This window comes from Fulvimonas yonginensis (assembly GCF_037137055.1).
GTDB classification, from domain to species: Bacteria; Pseudomonadota; Gammaproteobacteria; order Xanthomonadales; family Rhodanobacteraceae; genus Frateuria_A; species Frateuria_A yonginensis.
The window spans coordinates 1-18,528 of sequence record NZ_JBBBNY010000013.1; the positions used below are offsets into that span (position 1 = coordinate 1).

General features: G+C 68.4%; 19 protein-coding genes. 6 read left to right on the forward strand and 13 right to left on the reverse strand.

The window, feature by feature from the left end:
• From WAT24_RS14245 to WAT24_RS14265, 6 genes are all read right to left on the reverse strand, one after another.
• On the reverse strand, window positions 1-111 hold a 111-nt coding region (locus tag WAT24_RS14245), incomplete at its 3' end, for a transposase (RefSeq protein ID WP_336808655.1).
• A 1,028-nt stretch (window positions 112-1,139) separates the two neighbouring features.
• Window positions 1,140-1,586 carry a DUF4431 domain-containing protein gene (locus WAT24_RS16560; protein ID WP_425605310.1) on the reverse strand — a complete coding sequence of 149 codons (447 nt, stop codon included), beginning with the start codon at window positions 1,584-1,586 and terminating at the stop codon, window positions 1,140-1,142.
• Between the two features lie 66 nt (window positions 1,587-1,652).
• Complete coding sequence (locus WAT24_RS14250; protein ID WP_336808570.1) at window positions 1,653-2,012, reverse strand: hypothetical protein; 360 nt, start codon at window positions 2,010-2,012, stop codon at window positions 1,653-1,655.
• 66 nt (window positions 2,013-2,078) lie between these two features.
• Window positions 2,079-2,588: a DUF2199 domain-containing protein gene (locus WAT24_RS14255; protein WP_336808571.1), complete on the reverse strand. Its 510-nt coding sequence runs from the start codon at window positions 2,586-2,588 to the stop codon at window positions 2,079-2,081.
• Window positions 2,589-2,645: 57 nt separating this feature from the next.
• On the reverse strand, window positions 2,646-2,891 hold the full coding sequence (locus tag WAT24_RS14260) for a hypothetical protein (RefSeq protein WP_336808572.1): 246 nt from the start codon (window positions 2,889-2,891) through the stop codon (window positions 2,646-2,648).
• 1,116 nt (window positions 2,892-4,007) lie between these two features.
• Window positions 4,008-5,324, reverse strand: a complete 1,317-nt coding sequence (locus WAT24_RS14265) for an amidohydrolase family protein (RefSeq protein ID WP_336808573.1) — start codon at window positions 5,322-5,324, stop codon at window positions 4,008-4,010.
• 222 nt (window positions 5,325-5,546) lie between these two features.
• On the opposite strand from WAT24_RS14265, the gene asnB reads away from it, so the two are divergent.
• Window positions 5,547-7,508 carry an asparagine synthase (glutamine-hydrolyzing) gene (gene asnB, locus WAT24_RS14270; RefSeq protein ID WP_336808574.1) on the forward strand — a complete coding sequence of 654 codons (1,962 nt, stop codon included), beginning with the start codon at window positions 5,547-5,549 and terminating at the stop codon, window positions 7,506-7,508.
• A gap of 37 nt (window positions 7,509-7,545) precedes the next feature.
• Here asnB and WAT24_RS14275 read toward each other — a convergent pair whose 3' ends face one another.
• Entirely contained in the window at window positions 7,546-8,745 is a 1,200-nt protein-coding gene (locus WAT24_RS14275; RefSeq protein WP_336808575.1) for a M48 family metalloprotease, read from the reverse strand.
• A gap of 203 nt (window positions 8,746-8,948) precedes the next feature.
• Between WAT24_RS14275 and WAT24_RS14280 the strand changes: the two genes are divergently transcribed.
• A complete protein-coding gene (locus tag WAT24_RS14280) occupies window positions 8,949-9,656 on the forward strand; it encodes a hypothetical protein (RefSeq protein WP_336808576.1) in 708 nt (235 codons plus the stop codon).
• A gap of 68 nt (window positions 9,657-9,724) precedes the next feature.
• Entirely contained in the window at window positions 9,725-10,432 is a 708-nt protein-coding gene (locus WAT24_RS14285) for a glutathione S-transferase N-terminal domain-containing protein (RefSeq protein WP_336808577.1), read from the forward strand.
• Window positions 10,433-10,453: 21 nt separating this feature from the next.
• On the opposite strand, the gene WAT24_RS14290 is transcribed toward WAT24_RS14285, so the two are convergent.
• The 3 genes from WAT24_RS14290 to WAT24_RS14300 all read right to left on the reverse strand — a co-directional run bounded on the left by WAT24_RS14290 (window position 10,454) and on the right by WAT24_RS14300 (window position 14,338).
• A complete protein-coding gene (locus WAT24_RS14290) occupies window positions 10,454-11,227 on the reverse strand; it encodes an alpha/beta hydrolase-fold protein (RefSeq protein ID WP_336808578.1) in 774 nt (257 codons plus the stop codon).
• Window positions 11,228-11,268: 41 nt separating this feature from the next.
• Complete coding sequence (locus tag WAT24_RS14295) at window positions 11,269-11,928, reverse strand: DsbA family oxidoreductase (protein WP_336808579.1); 660 nt, start codon at window positions 11,926-11,928, stop codon at window positions 11,269-11,271.
• A 154-nt stretch (window positions 11,929-12,082) separates the two neighbouring features.
• Window positions 12,083-14,338, reverse strand: coding sequence for a penicillin acylase family protein (locus WAT24_RS14300; RefSeq protein ID WP_336808580.1), 2,256 nt, complete (start codon window positions 14,336-14,338; stop codon window positions 12,083-12,085).
• 258 nt (window positions 14,339-14,596) lie between these two features.
• On the opposite strand from WAT24_RS14300, the gene WAT24_RS14305 reads away from it, so the two are divergent.
• From WAT24_RS14305 to WAT24_RS14315, 3 genes are all read left to right on the forward strand, one after another.
• On the forward strand, window positions 14,597-15,340 hold the full coding sequence (locus WAT24_RS14305; RefSeq protein ID WP_336808656.1) for an N-acetylmuramoyl-L-alanine amidase: 744 nt from the start codon (window positions 14,597-14,599) through the stop codon (window positions 15,338-15,340).
• A 107-nt stretch (window positions 15,341-15,447) separates the two neighbouring features.
• A complete protein-coding gene (locus WAT24_RS14310; RefSeq protein WP_336808581.1) occupies window positions 15,448-15,693 on the forward strand; it encodes a hypothetical protein in 246 nt (81 codons plus the stop codon).
• A 115-nt stretch (window positions 15,694-15,808) separates the two neighbouring features.
• Window positions 15,809-16,231: a VOC family protein gene (locus WAT24_RS14315; protein WP_336808582.1), complete on the forward strand. Its 423-nt coding sequence runs from the start codon at window positions 15,809-15,811 to the stop codon at window positions 16,229-16,231.
• Window positions 16,232-16,245: 14 nt separating this feature from the next.
• On the opposite strand, the gene WAT24_RS14320 is transcribed toward WAT24_RS14315, so the two are convergent.
• Genes WAT24_RS14320 through WAT24_RS14330 form a run of 3 tightly spaced genes read right to left on the reverse strand, consistent with a single transcriptional unit; the run spans window position 16,246 to window position 18,520 of the window.
• Window positions 16,246-16,386 (reverse strand): hypothetical protein, encoded by a 141-nt coding sequence (locus WAT24_RS14320; RefSeq protein WP_336808583.1) that lies wholly within the window; start codon window positions 16,384-16,386, stop codon window positions 16,246-16,248.
• The gene (locus WAT24_RS14325) at window positions 16,350-17,393 is read right to left on the reverse strand and encodes a hypothetical protein (protein WP_336808584.1); all 1,044 of its coding nucleotides are present in this window, start codon (window positions 17,391-17,393) and stop codon (window positions 16,350-16,352) included. The genes WAT24_RS14320 and WAT24_RS14325 overlap by 37 nt, the downstream gene beginning before the upstream one ends.
• Window positions 17,390-18,520 (reverse strand): carboxylate-amine ligase, encoded by a 1,131-nt coding sequence (locus tag WAT24_RS14330; RefSeq protein WP_336808585.1) that lies wholly within the window; start codon window positions 18,518-18,520, stop codon window positions 17,390-17,392. The genes WAT24_RS14325 and WAT24_RS14330 overlap by 4 nt, the downstream gene beginning before the upstream one ends.
• Window positions 18,521-18,528: the final 8 nt, after the last annotated feature.

The window sequence follows — 18,528 nt, forward strand, 5'->3', positions numbered from 1 at the left end:
CGTCGCCGAGCTGATGCCGTGCTCGCGGCAAAGCTCCGGTACGGGCGTGCCGGTCTCCGCCTGCTTGAGCACGGCGATGATCTGGCTGTCGGTGAAGCGAGACTTCTTCATGGAACCTCCTCGGGAAAGACTACGAGAAAATTCCACTTCTGGGGTCAGCTAATCGGCGGGGGGATTACCCCTGCGGTGCAAGCCCGGCTGCCGACAGCCTAGCAAAGAGTTCCTCCGCAGGAGCGGAGCACTGGGCGGGAGAGAACAGCCCTGGCTCGTACGCTGCGGAGAAGACCTCGGAGATAGCGACAGCTGCGGCAGAGGAGCTCGTGATGCGAGGGATGCGCGCGACAAGCCTGCCAATTTGTGCATCGAACTCGCTGGCTGGCGCGCCGCTGCTGATAAGACGGTACGGGTCCCACGCGCGCACCACGCTGCCAACAATCTCAAATGCGGCATCGAAGTCTTCGCGCGATCTCATTTGAGGCCTAACGCCTGAATTAAGCCGAGCCGCGAAGCGGCTTCGGCTTGAATGAATTGTTAGGGCCCAGACCGGTAGCCTGCAACGAACGAATTGAATGCAGGGATTGCACCAGCGAGCCCGGCCTTTGTACGAGAGCTGACAACGAAAGTAAGGTAGTAGTCTCCATCGTCACCGTAAGCGACGCACTCCCAGTTACTGGAGCTACCTTTGCCTGGCGAGTAGCAGACTACCTGAAACTCAATCCTGTCTCCGGAAATTGACTGTCCTCGAGCAACGGACAAGCTCGAGTCGGACTTTTTGAAGTCGGCTATGTCTTTGGCGATGTAGGACTCAAGGCTCCGTGTCTGCGGAATGCGAGGCTTGTAGTCTGCCCGGGCATACATGACTGTTTCAGCCTTTGAAAAGGTGGATCCGTCCGGAGCGATGGCGTTGAACGAAAAGTGATACGAGGACCCTTGATCAAAGTGCCAGCCCTTTGGCGGATCAACCTTTGGCCACCACATGAAATTGATACCAGACTCCGTCGGAGTCGCAATCTTCTCGATCGCGGCACATGCCGGGAAGGAAAGAAGGATGAGAAAAGCAGTTGCGAGAACTTTCATATGGGGCCTAACGCTGGAGTTAAGCGGCGGCGGAGCCGTCCGCTTGGATGACTGGTTAGGCTCTATTGGATCATAGATATATTGCTAACCCACACTTGCGCATCGTGAAGCTCAGCGGGTGCGCCACTGGCGGCCCTTAGCGAACCCATCACTCGAACCTCTTTGCCTTGATACTTTGACAGCGCCCCCGGACCCTGCTGCGACCAAAGCTGCACCTGGGTAAAGCTGGCCGTGTCGTCGAAGCAATCCTTCAGCAAGCCAGCTATCTTTTTTGCGGTGGCGTGGGACACATTGAGAACCACCATGGTCCACCGCCTATCGTGCGTAGGATATTCGCCCCAACCCGGTGGGCCGTATTCTTGGTGAGTTGTCAATACGCCGAGTAGCGTCACTGCGTGGTCGGCAAAACAAGGATCAGATTTAGGATGAACGGGCTCGCTTGCAAGCGCAGCGCCAGAAAGTGAGCTAGCGAGCAAAGTGAACAGAATGAGTGTCGGCAAAGCTCGCATGGACGTGTTCTTGGAAGTCTAACGCTGGAGTTAAGCGGCGCGCGGTACGCGCGTCCGCTTGGACGATTAGTTAGACCGCAGTGCCGCACGGCCGTGGTTGAGAAGCTCTTTGATTAAGGCAGATGGACTCTCGTAGTCCCAGCGCTCAGCCCGAAAATCGGCTGTGTGCGCCTGAAGTTGAGCGCCGTCCTTGTAAACGAAGAATGTTGCATTTGCGCTCGGTAGCTCGCCGCGCAGGTAGAGCTCCTTGCTGCCAGCGGAAGAAAAAGACACGCCTGCAAATTCGTCCTGCAAGGCTGCAACGGCGGCGCGTTGAAATGGCGTGACCCCGTCGGCGTCTGGTTGGTCCTGCCCAAGCCACGCCTGCTTACGGAACCTGCGCGATCCGATCGATTCCTGGAGCTTGCGGAGCAGCGAGAGAGACATGGTTTGCGGCCTAACGCTGGAGTTAAGCGGCGCGCGGTTTTCCGCGCGTCCGCCTTGAACGAATTGTTAGGGCCCACCTAGGGCGCCCGTAGACACGAGGACGTCGTGATAGCTGGCATTGGACATGCCAGCGGCCTGCACCACCGCGAGCATATGACCTGTGGACAGCGGCACGTGGACGCTGGGTCGGGAGGTGGCGTCGCCGAACTGAACGGAAACAGGCAGGCCGAGAGCGGCCTCGTACTGGGAAATTGCGTTTGCAAGAGTGCCCGGCACAGGCGGCTCCCCCGAGGCATCTTCCGAGTACAGCTCCAGGTAGCGGCGGAAATCTTTCTCTGCCACTTCGGCCCACACACCCCAGCCGTAATAACCCTCAAGCTCTTGGAACGGCACCTTGAGGATGCAACGGATGAAGTAGCGCTCGTCTAACTGGCACAAGTCATCTGTCCACTTGGCTCGCGCATCTCTCTCGTCCGTGGACAGCGCCCACACCTCGTCAGGCAGCTTCCATGCCCAATCGGTCGGCAGACCTTCGTGGAGTTCTCCGCATGTTCCGCACAAGAACGATGTAGTCACAATGAGCCCTAACGCTGGAGTTAAGCGGCGGCGAAGCCGTCCGCCTTGAACGAAATGTTAGGCATGAGCGCCAAGAGTGTTGTTGTAAACGGCAATAGCCGACCAAGCCAAGACGAGCACAAGAATGCCAACGAGCGAAATTTGGTTGACGTGACGTTGAGCATCAAGGCCTCGTGGATACTGCCCAAGCGTGACAACAAGCAGCGACATGCGACCCAGGTTGAACAGAACGAATGACCAGATGATGTAGTACGCGATGAACTTGACGACGGCAACAGCGCTGTTGGTGATTTCGTCTTGCATGGGTACACGAGGCCTAACGCCCGAATTAAGCGGCGGCGAAGCCGTCCGCTTGAATGAAGAGTTAGGGGCTTGCGCTGCGCCATGCTTGGGCGACTGTACCGGCGCAACCGCAAACCCCACCGAACGCAACGCTAGCAGCTTTGGGTGTCTGGAGCTTGCCGCAGCGCTGCAAGGGCAGCGACCAAGTGCGGAGGGCTGCAAGCTGGCGAAGGCTTGGACGAAGCGCACGCTGCGACAGAACAACCAAGCAAGGGCCTAACGCTTGAGTTAAGCGGCGGCGAAGCCGTCCGCCTTGAACGAGTTGTTAGAACTTAGCCGCGCCACTTGGTTACGCGACCTGAGGTTTGCTCCACCAAGAACCAAGCGACGCTCCCCATGAAGCCAAGAATGCAGATGAAGACAGCTGCGAAGACCATCGTGTAAGCGGCGTGCCAGCCAAGTTTTACACACGCAAAGGCAGCGCCCATGAGTATTGCAGCCACGCCCCAGCAAGCCAGCCCAATGACGAACGCCTTTGGGAGGTGCGCCGGAATTTTTTCTGCGAGCCGTCGAAGCATGGTGAGTTCTAACGCTGGAGTTAAGCGGCGCGCGTCAGCGCGTCCGCTTGGACGAGTGGTTAGGCTTGCGCCCGAAGACCGCAAATTCACCGACGAGTATTACGAGCAACCCAATGAGCCACGCGGGCACCCAGAACACAAGGAACGTAACGAGTTGGAAGGATACGTGGTTTGAGTAAAGGTCGGGGCTGGGTGGCCCAGACAGGGCTGCGTGGGTGCGCCATACGCAGTGAGCCAACGCGCAAATGAACCACAGGACTGTCGTGGTGGTGTAGATGGCCTGTGGCTTACGAAGCAATTTGTGCATCTGCAGCCTAACGCTTAGTAGACCCCGAATAGGGGCATATGCACCGATCGTGGTTCGTATCTTGGCTTGGGTCAAGTCAGTCGATTCTGTCGACATATCAACCGCTTGTTTTGGTTGAGTACTCGCGAGCGGTCAGCCTGCCCGTCGTGCATATCGTCGTTTCCGGGGCGCTATCCGTTATTCGCGTGAAAGCGGGGAAATAAACCGTATGGCTGGGTCCGCCAGCCAGGCGGCCGACTTGCACGAAGGCGCTCACGGTTGCTTGTAAACCACCCCATCCTTCATCACGAACGGCACGTTCCTCAGCGCGCTGATGTCGGCGGTGGGGTCGCCCTGGACGGCGATGATGTCCGCCTCCAGGCCGGGCTTGATCTGTCCGAAGCGGTCCTGCTGGCGCAGGATCTTCGCGTCGACGGCGGTGGCGGCGAGCAGGGCCTGGGCGGGGCGCATGCCGTCGCGGACCATCCACTCCATTTCCTTGTAGTTGTCGCCGTGGGTGAACACGCCCACGTCGCTGCCGTTGCCGATGGTGACGCCGGCGTCCAGCGCGAGCTGGAAGGCGTGGGCGGACTGCTGCATGTCGGCATCGAGCGGCTGGCCGGGCTTCCAGCCGCGGAAGTACTGCGCGTAGGCGGCCTCGGCTTCCAGCGTGGGCAGGTAGGCGACGCCGTGCTGCTTCATCAGCTGGAACACCTCGCGGGTGCCGCCGTAGCCGTGCTCGATGGTGTCGACGCCGGCGAGCACGGCGCGGCGCATGCCTTCAGGCGTGGTCGAGTGCACCGAGACCGGCAGGCCGAGCGAGTGCGCGGTCTCCACGCCGGCCTTCAGCTCCTCCTCGCTGAAGGTGGGCATCGAACCGTGGCTCTTGCCGCAGTGGTAGTCAGCGTAGATCTTGATCCAATCGGCGCCGTGGCCGGCCTGGTCGCGCACCGCGTCGATCATCTGCGGCACGCCGCTGACCGGGATGCCGCCCTGCGGCAGGTCGAGGTCGCTGCGAAAGCCCATCGGGCCGGGGCCGTAGCAGTGGCTGGCGATGGTGGCGCGGGTGGCGACGAACAGGTGCGGGCCGGGAATCAGGCCCTGGTCGATGGCGCGCTGCACGTCCACGTCGGCGTAGCCGGCGCCTTCGGTGCCCAGGTCGCGCAGGGCGGTGAAGCCGGCCATCAGCGTGGCGTGCGCGTGCTGTACCGCCTCGATGGTGCGGTAGGGCAGGGTTTCCTTGAGTACCTGGTCGTTCCAGAGGGTCTCGTTGTACGGATGCAGGAAGATGTGCGAGTGCGCGTCGATCAGGCCGGGCAGCAGGGTGGTGCCCGGCAGATCGATGGTCTGCGTACCGGGCGGGGCCTGCACCTGGCCGGCAGGGCCGACAGCGGCGATCTTGTCGCCCTCGACCAGCACCACCCAGCCCGCGTGCGCCTGCTCGCTGCGAGCGTCGAAGACGCGGTCGGCCTTGAGCAGCCAGGGGTGGGCGGCGGGTTTGCCGACGCCGGCGGCGGCCGGAACCACGGCCGCGGCGAGCAGCGCGCCGAACAAGGCGGCCAGGCCGCAACGGGAGGTCTGCGTCGACATCGGAATCCCCTCGATGGATGATCGTCCGCTCTTTTTAGCACTCGCTGCCGCGCCGGTCAGGCCTGCGGCGGGCGATGGGCGCGTTTCGTGGGGCCCGCAGGGGCTCGGGTGCGCCGCCGCGGTCGACGACGCGGCGCGCCGGTGTGCGGTATAACGGCCGGTGGTTCGGCGCGCCGATGGCGGCGCAAGGTAGCGGGCGAGCCCGCGGCATCGGGATGACTCATGTGTGGATTGGCGGGACTGCTGCTGCCCTCGCCGCAGCGGCACGGTGACGAGCTGGCGGCACTGGCGGGCGCGATGGGCGACGCGCTCGCGCACCGCGGGCCGGACGACCGGGGCGTTTGGGTCGATGCGCAGGCGGGCATCGCGCTGGCACACCGGCGGCTGAGCATCCTCGACCTGTCGCCGCTGGGCCACCAGCCGATGGCCTCGGCGGACGGACGCTACGTGCTCGCCTACAACGGCGAGATCTACAACTTCGCGGAGCTGCGCGCGGAACTGGAGGCGCGTGGGGCCGGCTTTCGCGGCCACTCGGATACCGAGGTACTGCTGGCGGCCGTCGTCGCCTGGGGCGTGGAGGAGAGCCTGCGCCGCTGCAACGGCATGTTCGCGCTGGCGCTGTGGGACCGGCACGAGCGTTGCCTGTGGCTGGCGCGCGACCGCGTCGGCAAGAAGCCGCTGTACTACGGCTGGGCGGGTGACGCGCTGGTGTTCGGTTCCGAGCTGAAGGCGCTGTGGCAGCACCCGGAGTTCGACAACGGGATCGACCGCGACGCGCTCACGTTGCTGCTGCGGCTGGACTACATTCCCGCGCCACACTGCATCCACGAGCGCAGCTTCAAGCTGATGCCGGGGCACGTGCTGCGCATGGACGCCGCGGCGGTGCTGGCCGGTGCCTCGGCGCACCGGCCGGCGCAGGCGCAGCGGCCGTTCTGGGACGCGCGCGAGCGCATGCGTGCCGCGCTGGCCGCGCCGTTCGAGGGGAGCGATGCCGAGGCGGAACAACGGCTCGATGCCCTGCTGCGCGACGCGGTCGCCCTGCGCATGGTGGCCGACGTGCCGGTCGGCGTGTTCCTGTCCGGCGGCACCGACTCCTCGATCGTCACCTCGATGATGCAGGCGCAGAGCGGGCGGCCGGTGCACAGCTTCAGCATCGGCTTCGAGGGCTCGCATCACGACGAGGCGCCGCTGGCGCGTGAAGTCGCCGAGCACCTGCATACCGACCATACCGAGCTGTACGTCAGCGGCGCCGATGCCCTCGCCGTAGTGCCCCGGCTGCCGGCAATGTTCGACGAGCCGTTCGCCGACGCCTCGCAAGTGCCGACCGCGCTGGTCGCGAAGCTGGCGCGCGGTGGCGTCACCGTGGCGCTCTCCGGCGACGGCGGCGACGAGTTGTTCTTCGGCTACAGCCGCTACCGCCGGGCGCTGCGCAACTGGCGGATGTTGTCGCGGGTGCCGGCCGCACTGCGCCGATCGCTCGCACGCATCGCCCGGGGGCAGGGCGAGGCCTCGCGCGGCGGCGGCCTGCCGGCGCTGCTGGCCGAGATGGGGGCGCGCGGCATCGGCGACGTCTACCGCAACCGGGTCACGCGCTGGCGCGACCCGGTGGCGGTGGTGCCGGGCGCGAGGGCGATCGATTCGTTCTACGGCCAGGCCGATCCGCTGGACGGCACCGGCACGCCGGCCGACGCGATGATGCTGGCCGACTTCGTGACCTACCTGCCGGACGACCTGCTGTGCAAGGTCGACCGCACCAGCATGGCGGTCAGTCTGGAGGCGCGCGCGCCGCTGCTGGACTGGCGCGTGGCCGAGTTCGCCTGGTCGCTGCCGTTGCACATGAAGCTGCGCGGGGGCGAGAGCAAGTACCTGCTCAAGAAGGTGCTGCTGCGCTACCTGCCGGCCGCGATGGTGTACCGGGGCAAGCGTGGCTTCGGTGCGCCGGTGACCGCCTGGCTCAGGGGTGACCTGCGCGAGTGGGCCGACGACCTGCTGTCGCCCGAACGCCTGGCCGCCGACGGCCTGCTCGACGCCCACGCGATCGGCGCGCTGTGGCGACGCTTCGCCCAGGGCGAGCGGAAGTGGCACACCCATCTGTGGAACGTGCTGATGTTCCAGGCCTGGGAGGACTACTGGCGACAGAGCCGGGCACGCGTGCGCGGCGCGCCGGTGTCGCCCGTCGGCTGAGCCGCGGGCAGGTCCGACGGACCTGCCCGCCCCGGTTTCATTGTTCCGTCCGGCACTCGGCCGGCAGCAGTTTGGCCGGCAGGTCGCCGCTGCAGGCCCAGTGGATGGCGTGGTCCCGCACGTAGGGCGTCAGCAGCAGAACATGCCCGCGTGCCGGTGCCTTGGCGAAGGTCAGCTGGAGCGTGCCTTCCGCCCCCAGGGTGATGCCTGCCACGTTGGCATCGCCGGCAAATGGGGCAAGTCCGAGTTGTCCGACCGATTGCGGCCATGCCTGATGCTGCACGGCGAACTGCTCGACCGCGGCCCGGTAGGGTGCTGCGTCGGTCATCGCCGTGCTCACGGAAACCCGGCCCACATAGTCCTGGTAGGCCGGGATGGCGATCGCGGCCAGGATCGCCACATACGCCACCACCACCAGGCCCCCACCGATGCCGAGGCCGGGAACGCGTGGCAACAGCAGGCTGATGACGTACGCCAGCGGATTGCGGCCGCCGAGCCTGGGCCTGCGCTGTTCGGCAAGCGCGCGCAGCCAGGCATGTCGCTTGTTGAGCCAGGGGTAGTCACCCACCAGTTCGTGCAGCGACATCCAGAAGCCCGGCCTCGTCGCCGCGCCGCTGCTGTACTCGGCCAGGTCGACCGTACGCCAGCGGCGCTTGCCGGCGGCCAGCGCCACCAGCCCGTACTGGGCGTCTTCCGGGTTGTCGCACACGGCCAGGCCGTGGCGGTCGCAGGTGTATTCGCGGGCGCGCGAGTAGGCTGCGCCGAGCAGCGGCAGGAACAACGCGGGCGCCAATACCTTGGACCAGGTCTGGTGATTGCGCCGCAGATGGCCCAGCTCGTGGCCGATGTAGAAATCCAGCGCGCCTGGGCGGTCCTCCATGCTGTCGACGACGTCGGAGAGCAGCACCACGAAGTTGCGCCCGAGGAAGCGCGTGGCGAAGGCATTGAGCACGCCGTTGCCGTTGACCAGATAGGCTTCTGGCACCTGGTGCATGCCCAGCTTGCGGGCGCAGGCATGGAGCCGTTGGTAGAGATCCGGCATCTGCCTGGCGTTGATGCGGATGGCGTTGCCGCGCAGATGGGCGATCAAGGCCGAATGCGCCACCAATGCGAACACAAGCAGCCAGACCAGCAGCATGCCGACGGTGCCAAGCAACAGCGCGGCCCAGATGACGATCGACAGCACGAGCGCGATCGCGCGCAACGCGTTCTCGTTGCGATAGACGAGTTCGTTCACGGATTTCCCCCTTGGAGCGCAACTCCCGTGCGCGGACCGAGTGTACGGCACCGCGGGCGGGTCGTCGCAAGGCATGCCGGGCGTCGGCCGCCGTGGGTGTCCGCGAGGTTTTCGGCCCTTGCCCACGCGACGTAGACCCGGGCGGTTGTAGGTTCACGCTCGCGCGCACGTCGCGTGAACGTCTCCCGCCCCCAAGGATACGTATGAGCTTTTCCGCCGACCGGCCATGGGCTGCGGTCGCCCTGGTCACCGCCGCGCCGTTCGTCCTGGCCATCATCGAGATTTTCCATCCGCATCCGGACGACCTGTTCGCGCTGGACGTGGACACCTGGATGTTCGTGCACTACGCGCAGATCCCGCTGTTTCCGCTGTCGGCCCTGTCGGTGGCGATGCTGGTCCGCGACCGGACGGACTGGGCGGCGTGGCTGTGCAAGGCGGGGATGTTCGTGTTCGCGGTGGCGTTCACCTCGTTCGACACGGCGGCCGGGCTGGTCATCGGGCTGCTGGTGAAGGGGGCGCTGGCGTCGGGCCAGCCGGAGGCGTGGCGCGACATGATCGACGCGCTGTGGTTCGACCCCGTGCTGGGTGGCAAGGGCTTCACCGATGCACCGCTGCTGGGCCTGATCGGGCGGGTCGCGCTCTCGTTCGGGGCGGTCGCCGGAGCGGTCTCGCTCAAGCGCGCCGGCCACGGCTGGGCGCCGGTGCTGCTGCTCGCCGCCGCCAGCTTCGGCCTCAACGTGTTCAAGGCGCACTCGTGGCCCGGTGGGCCGCTGACCTTCGGCGGCATGGCGGTGGCGGCCGGGTGGATCCGCTGGGAGGCCCTGCGCCGGAAGGCACGCGCCATGGCCGCGCTGGAGGCCGGGCAGGTGGCCGCGCCGCGGAAGGCCCGGCAGCAGGTGGACGCCTCCTGAGCGCGCCACTTTGCCCATGGGCGCATGTCTGTCAGGCTGGTGGACCCCATCCCTCGCAGGAGCCCCACGTGCCTGACCTGTCCGCCTTTCCGATCACCGCACGCTGGCCGGCACGCCATCCGGAGCGGATCCAGCTCTATTCGCTCAACACGCCCAACGGCGTGAAGGTCTCGATCATGCTGGAAGAGACCGGGCTGGCGTACGAGCCGCACCTGGTCGACATCATGCGCGACGAGAACACCACGCCGGAGTTCCTGTCGCTCAACCCCAATGGCCGCATCCCCGCGATCATCGATCCGGACGGCCCCGGCGGCGAGCCGATCGGACTGTTCGAATCCGGCGCGATCCTGCTCTACCTGGCGGACAAGACCGGCCAGTTCCTCTCGCCCGATCCGGCGCTGCGCTGGGAAACCATCCAGTGGGTGTTCTTCCAGATGGCGGCGATCGGGCCGATGTTCGGGCAGGTCGGCTTCTTCCACAAATTCGCCGGGCGCGAGTACGAAGACAAGCGGCCGCTCCAGCGCTACGTGGCCGAATCGCGCCGCCTGCTCGGCGTACTGGAGGCGCGGCTGGACGGGCGGCCGTGGCTGATGGGCGAGGACTACAGCGTCGCCGACATCGCCACGCTCGGCTGGGTGCGCAACCTGGTCGACTACTACGAGGCGCGCGACCTGGTGCATTTCGACGAACTGATCAACGTGCCGGCCTGGCTCGAACGCGGGCTGGAACGCCCGGCAGTACAGCGCGGGCTGCAGATTCCGGGCCGCGGGCAGTAGCGCGGCGCGCGAGAAGAGTCATCAAGGGCGCCTGCCTTCGTCCGGCGAGGCGTGTTCAAGCAGCGTCCGCATCGCCGGTCGCCACAGCGTCCAGTTGTGGTGACCGGGCAGCTCGAAGACGTGCCCGGGCGGCAACTGCGTGGCGAGCAGTTCGATGCGGTCGCGGAAGCGCTCGCGGTCGCCGTAGGCCACCCACACCGAGCGCGCCCGCGCAGGATCGTCGGACCAGTGCTGGATGAAGCGCCACAGCTCGCGCTGGTAGGTCTCCGGGGCGAGCGGTTGCACCGGCCCCGGCTGCCAGTGCGCCAGGCCACCGGCGGCGTGGATCTCGCGGTAGAGCGGCTCGTCGCCGAGGTAGGGCGAGATCAGCAGCATGCCGTCGATCTCGCCGGGATGGGCGCGGTCGTACATCAGCGCGCCGAGTCCACCGAGCGAGATGCCGGCCAGCCAGACCTGGCGATAGCGCCCGGCACGCGCCGGAACCAGCACCTCCCCGCGCAGCCGTTCGGTAGCCAGGCCCTGGCGGTAGAACGGCAGGGTGAGCCCGGTCAGCAGCACGTCGGCATCGGGCCACTGCTGCTGGATCATCTGCGCCACGCCCGTGCGCGCCAGCGAGTCCAGGCTGTCGCCACGCCCCGGCAGCATCACGACCAGTCGGTGCGCCGGCTGCGCCGCGGGCACGAACAGGGTGGGAACCGGGCGGGTGACGTCGCCGCCGGCACTGCAGGCGGCGAGCAGCAGGGCGATCAGCGGGCGGAGCAGGCGGGACGGGCGGGACGGGCGGGACAGGCGCATGGCGGGGACTCCGTGGGGGCCGGAGCCCGCATGGTGGCGCCTCAGGCGGTCAACGCACCGGCAATCTCGCGCAGCGCACGCTCGAACACCTCCGGCGGCTGCCCGCCGGGAATCAGGTGCTTGCCGTTGACGATGGTGGCGGGCACCGAGTGGATGCCGCGTTCCTGGAACCAGCGCTCCTGCGCCCGCACCTCCTGGGCATAGGCGCCGCTGTCGAGCACGCGCCGGGCCTCGTCGCGGTCGAGCCCGGCCTCGCCGGCCAGCCGCACCAGCGTGTCGTGCGCGGACACGTCCTCGTCGTCGGTGAAGTAGGCGCGCAGCAGCGCCCGCTTCAATGGCAGGTGCCGGCCGTGCAGTTCGGCCCAGTGCAGCAGGCGGTGCGCATCGAAGGTGTTGTAGACGCGGCTGCCGCGGCGCAGGTTGAAGGTGACGCCCACCGCCGCGGCGCGCTCGCGGATCACGGCGCGGTTCGCTTCCACCTGCGCCTCGCCGATACCGTACTTGCGCATCAGGTGCCCGGTCGCGTCCTCGCCTTCCGCGGGCAGCCCCGGGTTGAGCTCGAAGGGTTGCAGGTGGATCCGCGCCTGCACGGTGCCCTCGAGCCGTTCCAGCGCCTGTTGCAGCGAGGCCAGCCCGACCGCGCACCAGGGGCAGGAGACGTCCGAGACGAAATCGATGCGCAGCGGGGCAGGCGTGGCCATGGGGAACTCCGGGGTTTCGTGTGCCCTCCACATGGAGCCGATCCCGCGCATCTCAATTGCCAACCCAGGTAGGAGCCTGCCCGCGATGCCTTTCGCGCCACGTGCCACCAGAGCAGAGGCAGCGCGGGCAAGCTCGCTCCTGCACGCGCCTCGCTCAGGGCGAGCGGGGGGCTTCGCCGGGGTGGTAGACCGCCTCGACATGGCCCTTCAGCTGCTCGGGCCAGAAGTACACCTCGCGCAGGTTGCCGGTGGTGTAGCGCTCGGCCTCGTCGTTGAAGTGCGGCGAATCCGGATGGCCGCTTTCGCCGCCGGCGGTGATCGCGCGGGCGCTCACCCTGGGGCCGAATTCCACCACCGCCACGAAGCTGTTGCCGCTGGTGCCGTAGTAGCGGCGGGTGCCCGGCCAGCGGTGCGCGCCGAAGGAGGCCAGCGAGCCCCAGCGCGAGGAGGTGAACGGTACCGGGATGCTCGGCTTGGCGTCGTCGAACGGCTGCACCAGGGCGCCGTTGATGCGCTGGAAGCGGTTGATCTCGCCCCAGGGCACGCCCCAGTGGCCGAAGTCCCGCTGCAGCCGGTCGACGGCTTCGGCCAACGCATGCAGGCGCATGGCCGGGCCGGCCTTCTCGGCCATCGCGTCGTAGATCGACAGGCCCTCGGCGGTGTCGGCCTTGCTGACTTCATCCCACAACGTGTCGCCCCAGAACACCGCGAGCGAGGTCGGCATCGAGGCGATGCCCCAGCGGTAGTCCCAGTGGCGCAGTAGGGCGATCGGGCCGGCGAGCTTCTTCTTCAGCGGGTCGGCGGCCGGCAGCGTGTCGTAGTCGTGCACGAGGATCGGGATCTGCCGCGCGAACGCGGGCAGGTAGGAGTCGAACGCGGCGGTGATCAGCGAGGCGCGGGTGAAGTCCTTCTGCCCGGTCAGCACGCGGATGGCGTGCAGGCCGCGCGGGTTCTCGCCGAAGCTGTCCATGTAGCGCGGGTAATCCTCCTTTCTCGGGCTGTCCTTGCCGGCGGCGGAGTAGGGCCAGTTGTTGGTGTTGTAGACCCAGCCGTTGGCCGGGTTCACCACGTGCGGCGCCTGGTCCAGCGGCGTGAGGCCGTGCCAGTCGGTGGCCGGATCGGAGCCGTCCACCGGCCTGGTGTAGTCGAAGCGGTCGTCGCGCTTGGGGATGAACTGCGGGTGCAGGTAGGCGATCTCGCCCTTGTCGTCGGCGAACAGCGTGTTGTTGGACGAATTGGCCTTGAGCTCGGCCACCTGCATGTAGCTGGCGTAGTCGCTGGCCCTGGTGCGCAGCCAGCTCTGCTCCAGCGCCGGGATCGGCTTGTTCATCAGCGCCATCGCGATCCACTTGCGATCACCCTTGCCGTCATCGGCCGCGCGCACGATGGGGCCGTGGTGGGTGAAGTAGGCGGTGAAGCGGCGCTGCGCCATCGAGCCGTCCTTCGTTCGATAGGGCACGACGATCTCGCGCTGGGTGACCGGGCGCAGTTCCTTGCCATAGCGGTAGTGGAGCTTGCCGTCCTTGCGCACGATGGTCTCGGCGAACTCGTCCACCACGTCGGCGCCCGTGGAAGTGTGCATCCAGCCGATGTGCTTGTTGAAGCCCTGGTACACGAAGAACTGGCCCCAGGTCACTGCGCCGTAGGCATCCAGCCCCGCGTCGGAGCTCATCTGCAGCTCGGAGCGGAAGAAGAACGAAGTGTGCGGGTTGATCAGCAGCAGCGCATGGCCGTCGGCGGTGAGCTTCGGCGCGATGGCGATGCCGTTGGAGCCGGTCGGCTCGACCCAACTCGGGTGCGCCTGCGCCATCGCGACCGGCACCGGCACGTCCTGCGGCGTGCCGTAGAAGGCTTCCAACTGCTCGAGCGACACCCGTTCGATGTCGCCGCCGATGCTGCCCTCGGTGAAGCTGAGCGCCATCCACGGCTCGTAGTGGGTGATCACGCGCGGGTGCACGTCCGGGTGCGTGGCCAGGTAGTAGTTGAGGCCGTCGGCCCAGGCGTCCATCAGCGACTTCAGCCAGGCCGGGCTCTGCGCATACAGCTTCTTCAGCTCCACCGGGTCGATGAACAGCTTCTGGCGCAGGTCCGACCATATCGCCTTTTCGCCCTCGGCCTCGGCGAGGCGGCCGAGCGAGTTGAGGTAATTGGTCTCGACCCGGTTGAAGTCGTCCTCGGCCTGCGCGTAGACCATGCCGAAGACGGCGTCCGCGTCCGTCTTGCCGTGCACGTGGGCGATGCCCCAGTCGTCGCGGGTGATCGTCACAGCCCGGGCTTCCCGCTGCCAGCGCGCCTGCTCGGACGGGGGGCTCGCCTGGGCGGTGCCGGCGAGGCCGAGCGCGAGCAAGGTGGCGACGGACAGCCGGCGCAGCGCCGGGCGGAGGGTGGCAGGCAGTGCAGTGGCGGACATGGGCGGTTCCCCTTCGTGGTCGAATGCGGCGGCATCGCAGGGGCGCCGGCCGCAGGCATCCCGCCCACCATAACAGGCAGGCGCGGGGCGGGCCGGTGGCGGCCGCGCGTCACGGCAGGGCGGTCTCGCCCTTGACGCCCGCCACGGGCCTGCGGCAGGTTCGGGGGCTCCGCAACCAACGAAACGCCGACCGTGTCCCTGCCGCTTCCCGGGTGCGCGCCCCCGTCCCGCGCGAGCCGTCTCCTGCTGCCGGTCCTGATGCTGTTGGCGCTGGCCGCCTGCGGACCGGTGCGCAACCCCATGGCGCACTGGGTGCCTTCGCCCAACTACGACCAGCGCCGGCCCGTGCTGATCGTGGTGCATTTCACCGACGAGCACTCCGTGCAGGAGAGCCTGCACACCTTGCGCACCGCCAACAGCGGCGGGCCGGTGAGCGCGCACTACCTGGTCGGCAGCGACGGCACGATCTACCAGCTGGTGGCCGACAGCGAGCGGGCCTGGCAGGCCGGCCCGGGACGCTGGGGCACCATCTCCGACCTCAATTCCGCCTCGATCGGGATCGAACTGGACAACGACGGCCAGTCGCCATTCGCCGAGGCGCAGATCGAAAGCCTGCTGCGCCTGCTGGCAGACCTGACCACGCGCCTGCACATCCCGCCCACCCAGGTGATCGGCCACGAAGACCTGGCGCCGGGGCGCAAGACCGACCCCGGTCCGCTGTTCCCCTGGCAGCGGCTGGCAGACGCCGGCTACGGTCTGTGGCCACGCGGGCCGCTGGTGGATCCGCCGCCCGGCTTCGACCCCTGGATGGCGCTGGCTTTGATCGGCTACCCGCTGGACGACCGTGCCGCGGCGGTACGCTCGTTCCACCACCACTTCCGCGGCATGGAGGGCGACACGCTGGACCCGCAGGATCTGCGCGTGCTGTACGCGCTGGCCTGCCAGCTCACCGGCACGCCGCCGGCCGGCCCGCCTCCCGTGGCGCAGCCTGCGACCCGCTGATCGCGCGGCATCGCGCCTTGCACGGGAGACCGCATGGCCTCGGGCGAGCGCTACCTCGCCTACGTGGGCGAGCAGGCGGCCTGGGGGACGCGCTCGCGTACCGCAGGATGTTCGGCGAGTACGCGTTGTACCAGGACGGCCGGGTGGTCGCGCCGGTGTGCGACGATGAGCTGTTCGTGAAGCCGGCCGCGGCCGGCCGCGCGGTGCCGGGCGAGGTCGAGGAGGCGGCGTCCTACCCGGCGCGAAGGGGCATTCCGGGCGGGCGACGGCGTGGAGGACGCCGCGCTGCTGTACTGCCTGCTGCTCGCGGCGGTGCAGGCGCTGCCGGCGCCGACGCCCCCGGGCGGGGCTGAGCTCCGGCGCCGGGCGCGGACCCGGCTCGCGGCATGTCGATTCGCGGCCCCGTCGCGCGTCGGGGCAATGGAGGCCCGCCCGGGCCCCTGATCCTCACCTCCAAGGAGACGTCCCATGCAGGTCCAGCCCTATCTGTTCTTCGACGGCCGCTGCGAAGAGGCCGTGGCGTTCTACCGCGATGCGCTCGGCGCCCAGGTGCTCATGCTGCTGCACTACAGCGATGCCCCGCCGGGCGACGCCGGCTGCCCGGACGGCGCGCTGCCGCCGGCCGACAAGGTGATGCACGCGTCCCTGCAGATCGGCCAGACGCAGGTGATGGCGTCGGACGGTTTCGCCGCCGGTCACCCGGAATTCAAGGGCGTGTCGCTGTCCATCGCCGCCGATGACGACGCCCAGGCGCGGCGCCTGTTCGACGCGCTCGCCGACGGCGGCCAGGTGCAGCAGCCGCTGGGGCCGAGCTTCTTCGCCACCAGCTTCGGCATGGTCACCGACCGCTTCGGCGTGGCGTGGATGGTGGTGGCCGGGGCGCAGGGCTGAGCGCCCGGGCCGCATCACTCCGGCTCGAAGTACAGCAGCGACATGCCTTCGCCGGGTCGGGTATCGCGGCCGGTCATGGTCGCGATGCCGTCGGTGGACAGGCGCAGGATCCAGGCCATCACCCAGGGCGGTTGGCCGTCGCGCAGGCCGAGCATGCAGCGCACCTCGCCGAACAGCGGTTGGCCGCCCGTCGCGTGCCGTCCGATGGGCACCTGGCGGAAGCGCCGTTGCAGGATCCACTGGCGCGGGCCGGGCAGGACGGCGAGCTGCGCCGCCGTGGGAGCGAGCAGCAGCCCGTGGCCGGAATGGCCGTCCACCGGCTTGGCGACCCACCGGCCGGCGTCGGCGTGTCCGCACGCGCGCGACGGGCTGTGCTCGACCCAGTGGCAGGCTTCGTGCGCATCCAGGGCAGCTCGGCCAGCGTGCCCTTGTGGATGCCCTCGTACCACGCCGGGTGGCTGTGCCAGCCCACGCGGTCGGCCGCGCCGAGCACGGCGTCCGCCCGCCGCCGCTCCGGCGGATCGAGGTCGGCGAGGATCAGCCGGTTCCACACGTGCGCGTAGCGCCGCCCGCTGACCGGGCAGGCCAGGTGGCCGTGCCGGGGCACCAGATCGCGCCAGTCGTGCACGTCGACCCGCCACCAGTGGCGCGCGCCGGCGAGGTCCGGCCAGGTTGCGCGCTGGCGGGGCCGGTCCTCGATCAGCACCGTGTCGGGATGCGGGGCGACCCAGCCACGCACGTGCGTCACCCAGTCCGCGCCCGGCGGCAGCGGGTCGTGCGGCAGGCAGTCCGGGGCGGTCGCGTGCAGGCGCCGGTGTGCCAGGTGCACGGCATGGAAGGTGGGCAGCATCGAGGTGAACGCCTGGATCTCCACCCAGGCCAGTTCGAATGGACGCTGCGGGTGCTCGACGAAGGCCAGGTCCAGCGCCAGCACGTCGGCACGCGCCCCTGGCCAGCGTACCCGTGCCGGGTCCAGGTGTGGCGTGAGCGCGTGCACGAGCCGGCCGATCTTGTCGCCCAGCCGCCGCCGCAGCGCGGCATTGCCCACCGCGTAGTGGTCGGACAGCACGCGCCGGGGCAGGTGCGGCGCACCCACCTCGGCCAGCGCGAGCGCGAGCCGGTCCTCGCCCAGCGCGTGCAGGCGGATCGCGGGCGCGCTCATGCCCAGCCCCCCACGCTGGCGAGGGCGGGCGCGGGCTCCTCGGCACGGTCGGCCATCCAGCGCAAGGTGGCGGCCCAGTCCGCGTCGCACGCGACCCGGGCGCGCAGCTCGTCGGCGAACGTGCCCGCGGTCAGCGCGTCGGCCAGCCGGCGTTCCCAGTACGCGCGTTCGGCGTGGCCGGCGGCGCGCGGCGCCAGGCGCCGCCACCAGCGCTCGAAATGCACGCCGGTGCTGCTGGCCTCGTCGCGGTCCCAGTCGATCCATTGCGCGCCCAGGCCGTAGCGGCGGGCGCGCCACTTGTTCTCCTCGATGCAGGCGCGTTCCCACACCAGGCCCTGGCGGCCGTCGCGCAGTTCCTCCTCCAGCGTCTCCGCCTCCCACTTGAGCAGGGTGGCGATCAGGCCGATCCGCTCGAGATCCGGGTGCGCGTCCATGATGCGCACCTCCAGCGTGCCGTAGCGGTGGTGCAGGCGGATGTCCTGCCACAGGGCCTGGTCCGCATGGATGCAGCCGACGCGGCGCAGGCGTTCGACGTGGGAGGCGTAATGACGCTCGCTGCTCCAGATGTCGGGCGTGCCCATGCGCGGGTAGCGGTCGAGCAGGCCGTGGCGCCAGGAATGCAGGCCGGTATCGCGGCCCTCGAAGAATGGCGAACTGGCCGACAGGGCGAGCACCTCCGGCAGCACGTGGCGCAGGCGGTTCATGATCGGCATGCGCGGGGTGCCATCGGCGAAGCCCAGGTGCAGGTGCATGCCGAAGCTGAAGGCCGCGCGCGCGACGTCCTGGTACTCCGCGACCAGTCGCGCGTAGTGCGGCCAGTCCGGCCCCTCGTGCAGCGGCTGCTCTTGCCAGTACGCGGTCGGGTGCAGGCCCGCGATCAGGATGCGCTGGCCCTGCGCCCCCGCCTTTCGCCGTGCCGCTGCGCGCACCGTGCGCAGCGCGGCCAGCAGCTCGTCGACGCTGCCGCAGACGCGCGTCTTCAGCTCGATCACGCAGCGGTGGATCTCCCGGTCGAGCATGCCCTCGGGCGTGGCGTGCTCGGCAAGACCGGCGGCCAGGTCGTGCGCGACGAGCTGGCCGCGCCCGTCGACGACCTGCACTTCTTCTTCGATACCCAGGGTGATCATCAGGGAGC

Excerpts from the sequence above, each read along its gene's own strand:
- WAT24_RS16560 (WP_425605310.1), bottom strand. The coding sequence starts at position 1,586 with ATGCGAGCTTTGCCGACACTCATTCTGTTCACTTTGCTCGCTAGCTCA.
- WAT24_RS14250 (WP_336808570.1), bottom strand. The coding sequence starts at position 2,012 with ATGTCTCTCTCGCTGCTCCGCAAGCTCCAGGAATCGATCGGATCGCGC.
- WAT24_RS14260 (WP_336808572.1), bottom strand. The coding sequence starts at position 2,891 with ATGCAAGACGAAATCACCAACAGCGCTGTTGCCGTCGTCAAGTTCATC.
- WAT24_RS14265 (WP_336808573.1), bottom strand. The coding sequence starts at position 5,324 with ATGTCGACGCAGACCTCCCGTTGCGGCCTGGCCGCCTTGTTCGGCGCG.
- asnB (WP_336808574.1), top strand. The coding sequence starts at position 5,547 with ATGTGTGGATTGGCGGGACTGCTGCTGCCCTCGCCGCAGCGGCACGGT.
- WAT24_RS14280 (WP_336808576.1), top strand. The coding sequence starts at position 8,949 with ATGAGCTTTTCCGCCGACCGGCCATGGGCTGCGGTCGCCCTGGTCACC.
- WAT24_RS14290 (WP_336808578.1), bottom strand. The coding sequence starts at position 11,227 with ATGCGCCTGTCCCGCCCGTCCCGCCCGTCCCGCCTGCTCCGCCCGCTG.
- WAT24_RS14295 (WP_336808579.1), bottom strand. The coding sequence starts at position 11,928 with ATGGCCACGCCTGCCCCGCTGCGCATCGATTTCGTCTCGGACGTCTCC.
- WAT24_RS14300 (WP_336808580.1), bottom strand. The coding sequence starts at position 14,338 with ATGTCCGCCACTGCACTGCCTGCCACCCTCCGCCCGGCGCTGCGCCGG.
- WAT24_RS14305 (WP_336808656.1), top strand. The coding sequence starts at position 14,597 with ATGCTGTTGGCGCTGGCCGCCTGCGGACCGGTGCGCAACCCCATGGCG.
- WAT24_RS14310 (WP_336808581.1), top strand. The coding sequence starts at position 15,448 with ATGTTCGGCGAGTACGCGTTGTACCAGGACGGCCGGGTGGTCGCGCCG.
- WAT24_RS14315 (WP_336808582.1), top strand. The coding sequence starts at position 15,809 with ATGCAGGTCCAGCCCTATCTGTTCTTCGACGGCCGCTGCGAAGAGGCC.
- WAT24_RS14320 (WP_336808583.1), bottom strand. The coding sequence starts at position 16,386 with ATGCTCGGCCTGCGCGACGGCCAACCGCCCTGGGTGATGGCCTGGATC.
- WAT24_RS14325 (WP_336808584.1), bottom strand. The coding sequence starts at position 17,393 with ATGAGCGCGCCCGCGATCCGCCTGCACGCGCTGGGCGAGGACCGGCTC.
- WAT24_RS14330 (WP_336808585.1), bottom strand. The coding sequence starts at position 18,520 with ATGATCACCCTGGGTATCGAAGAAGAAGTGCAGGTCGTCGACGGGCGC.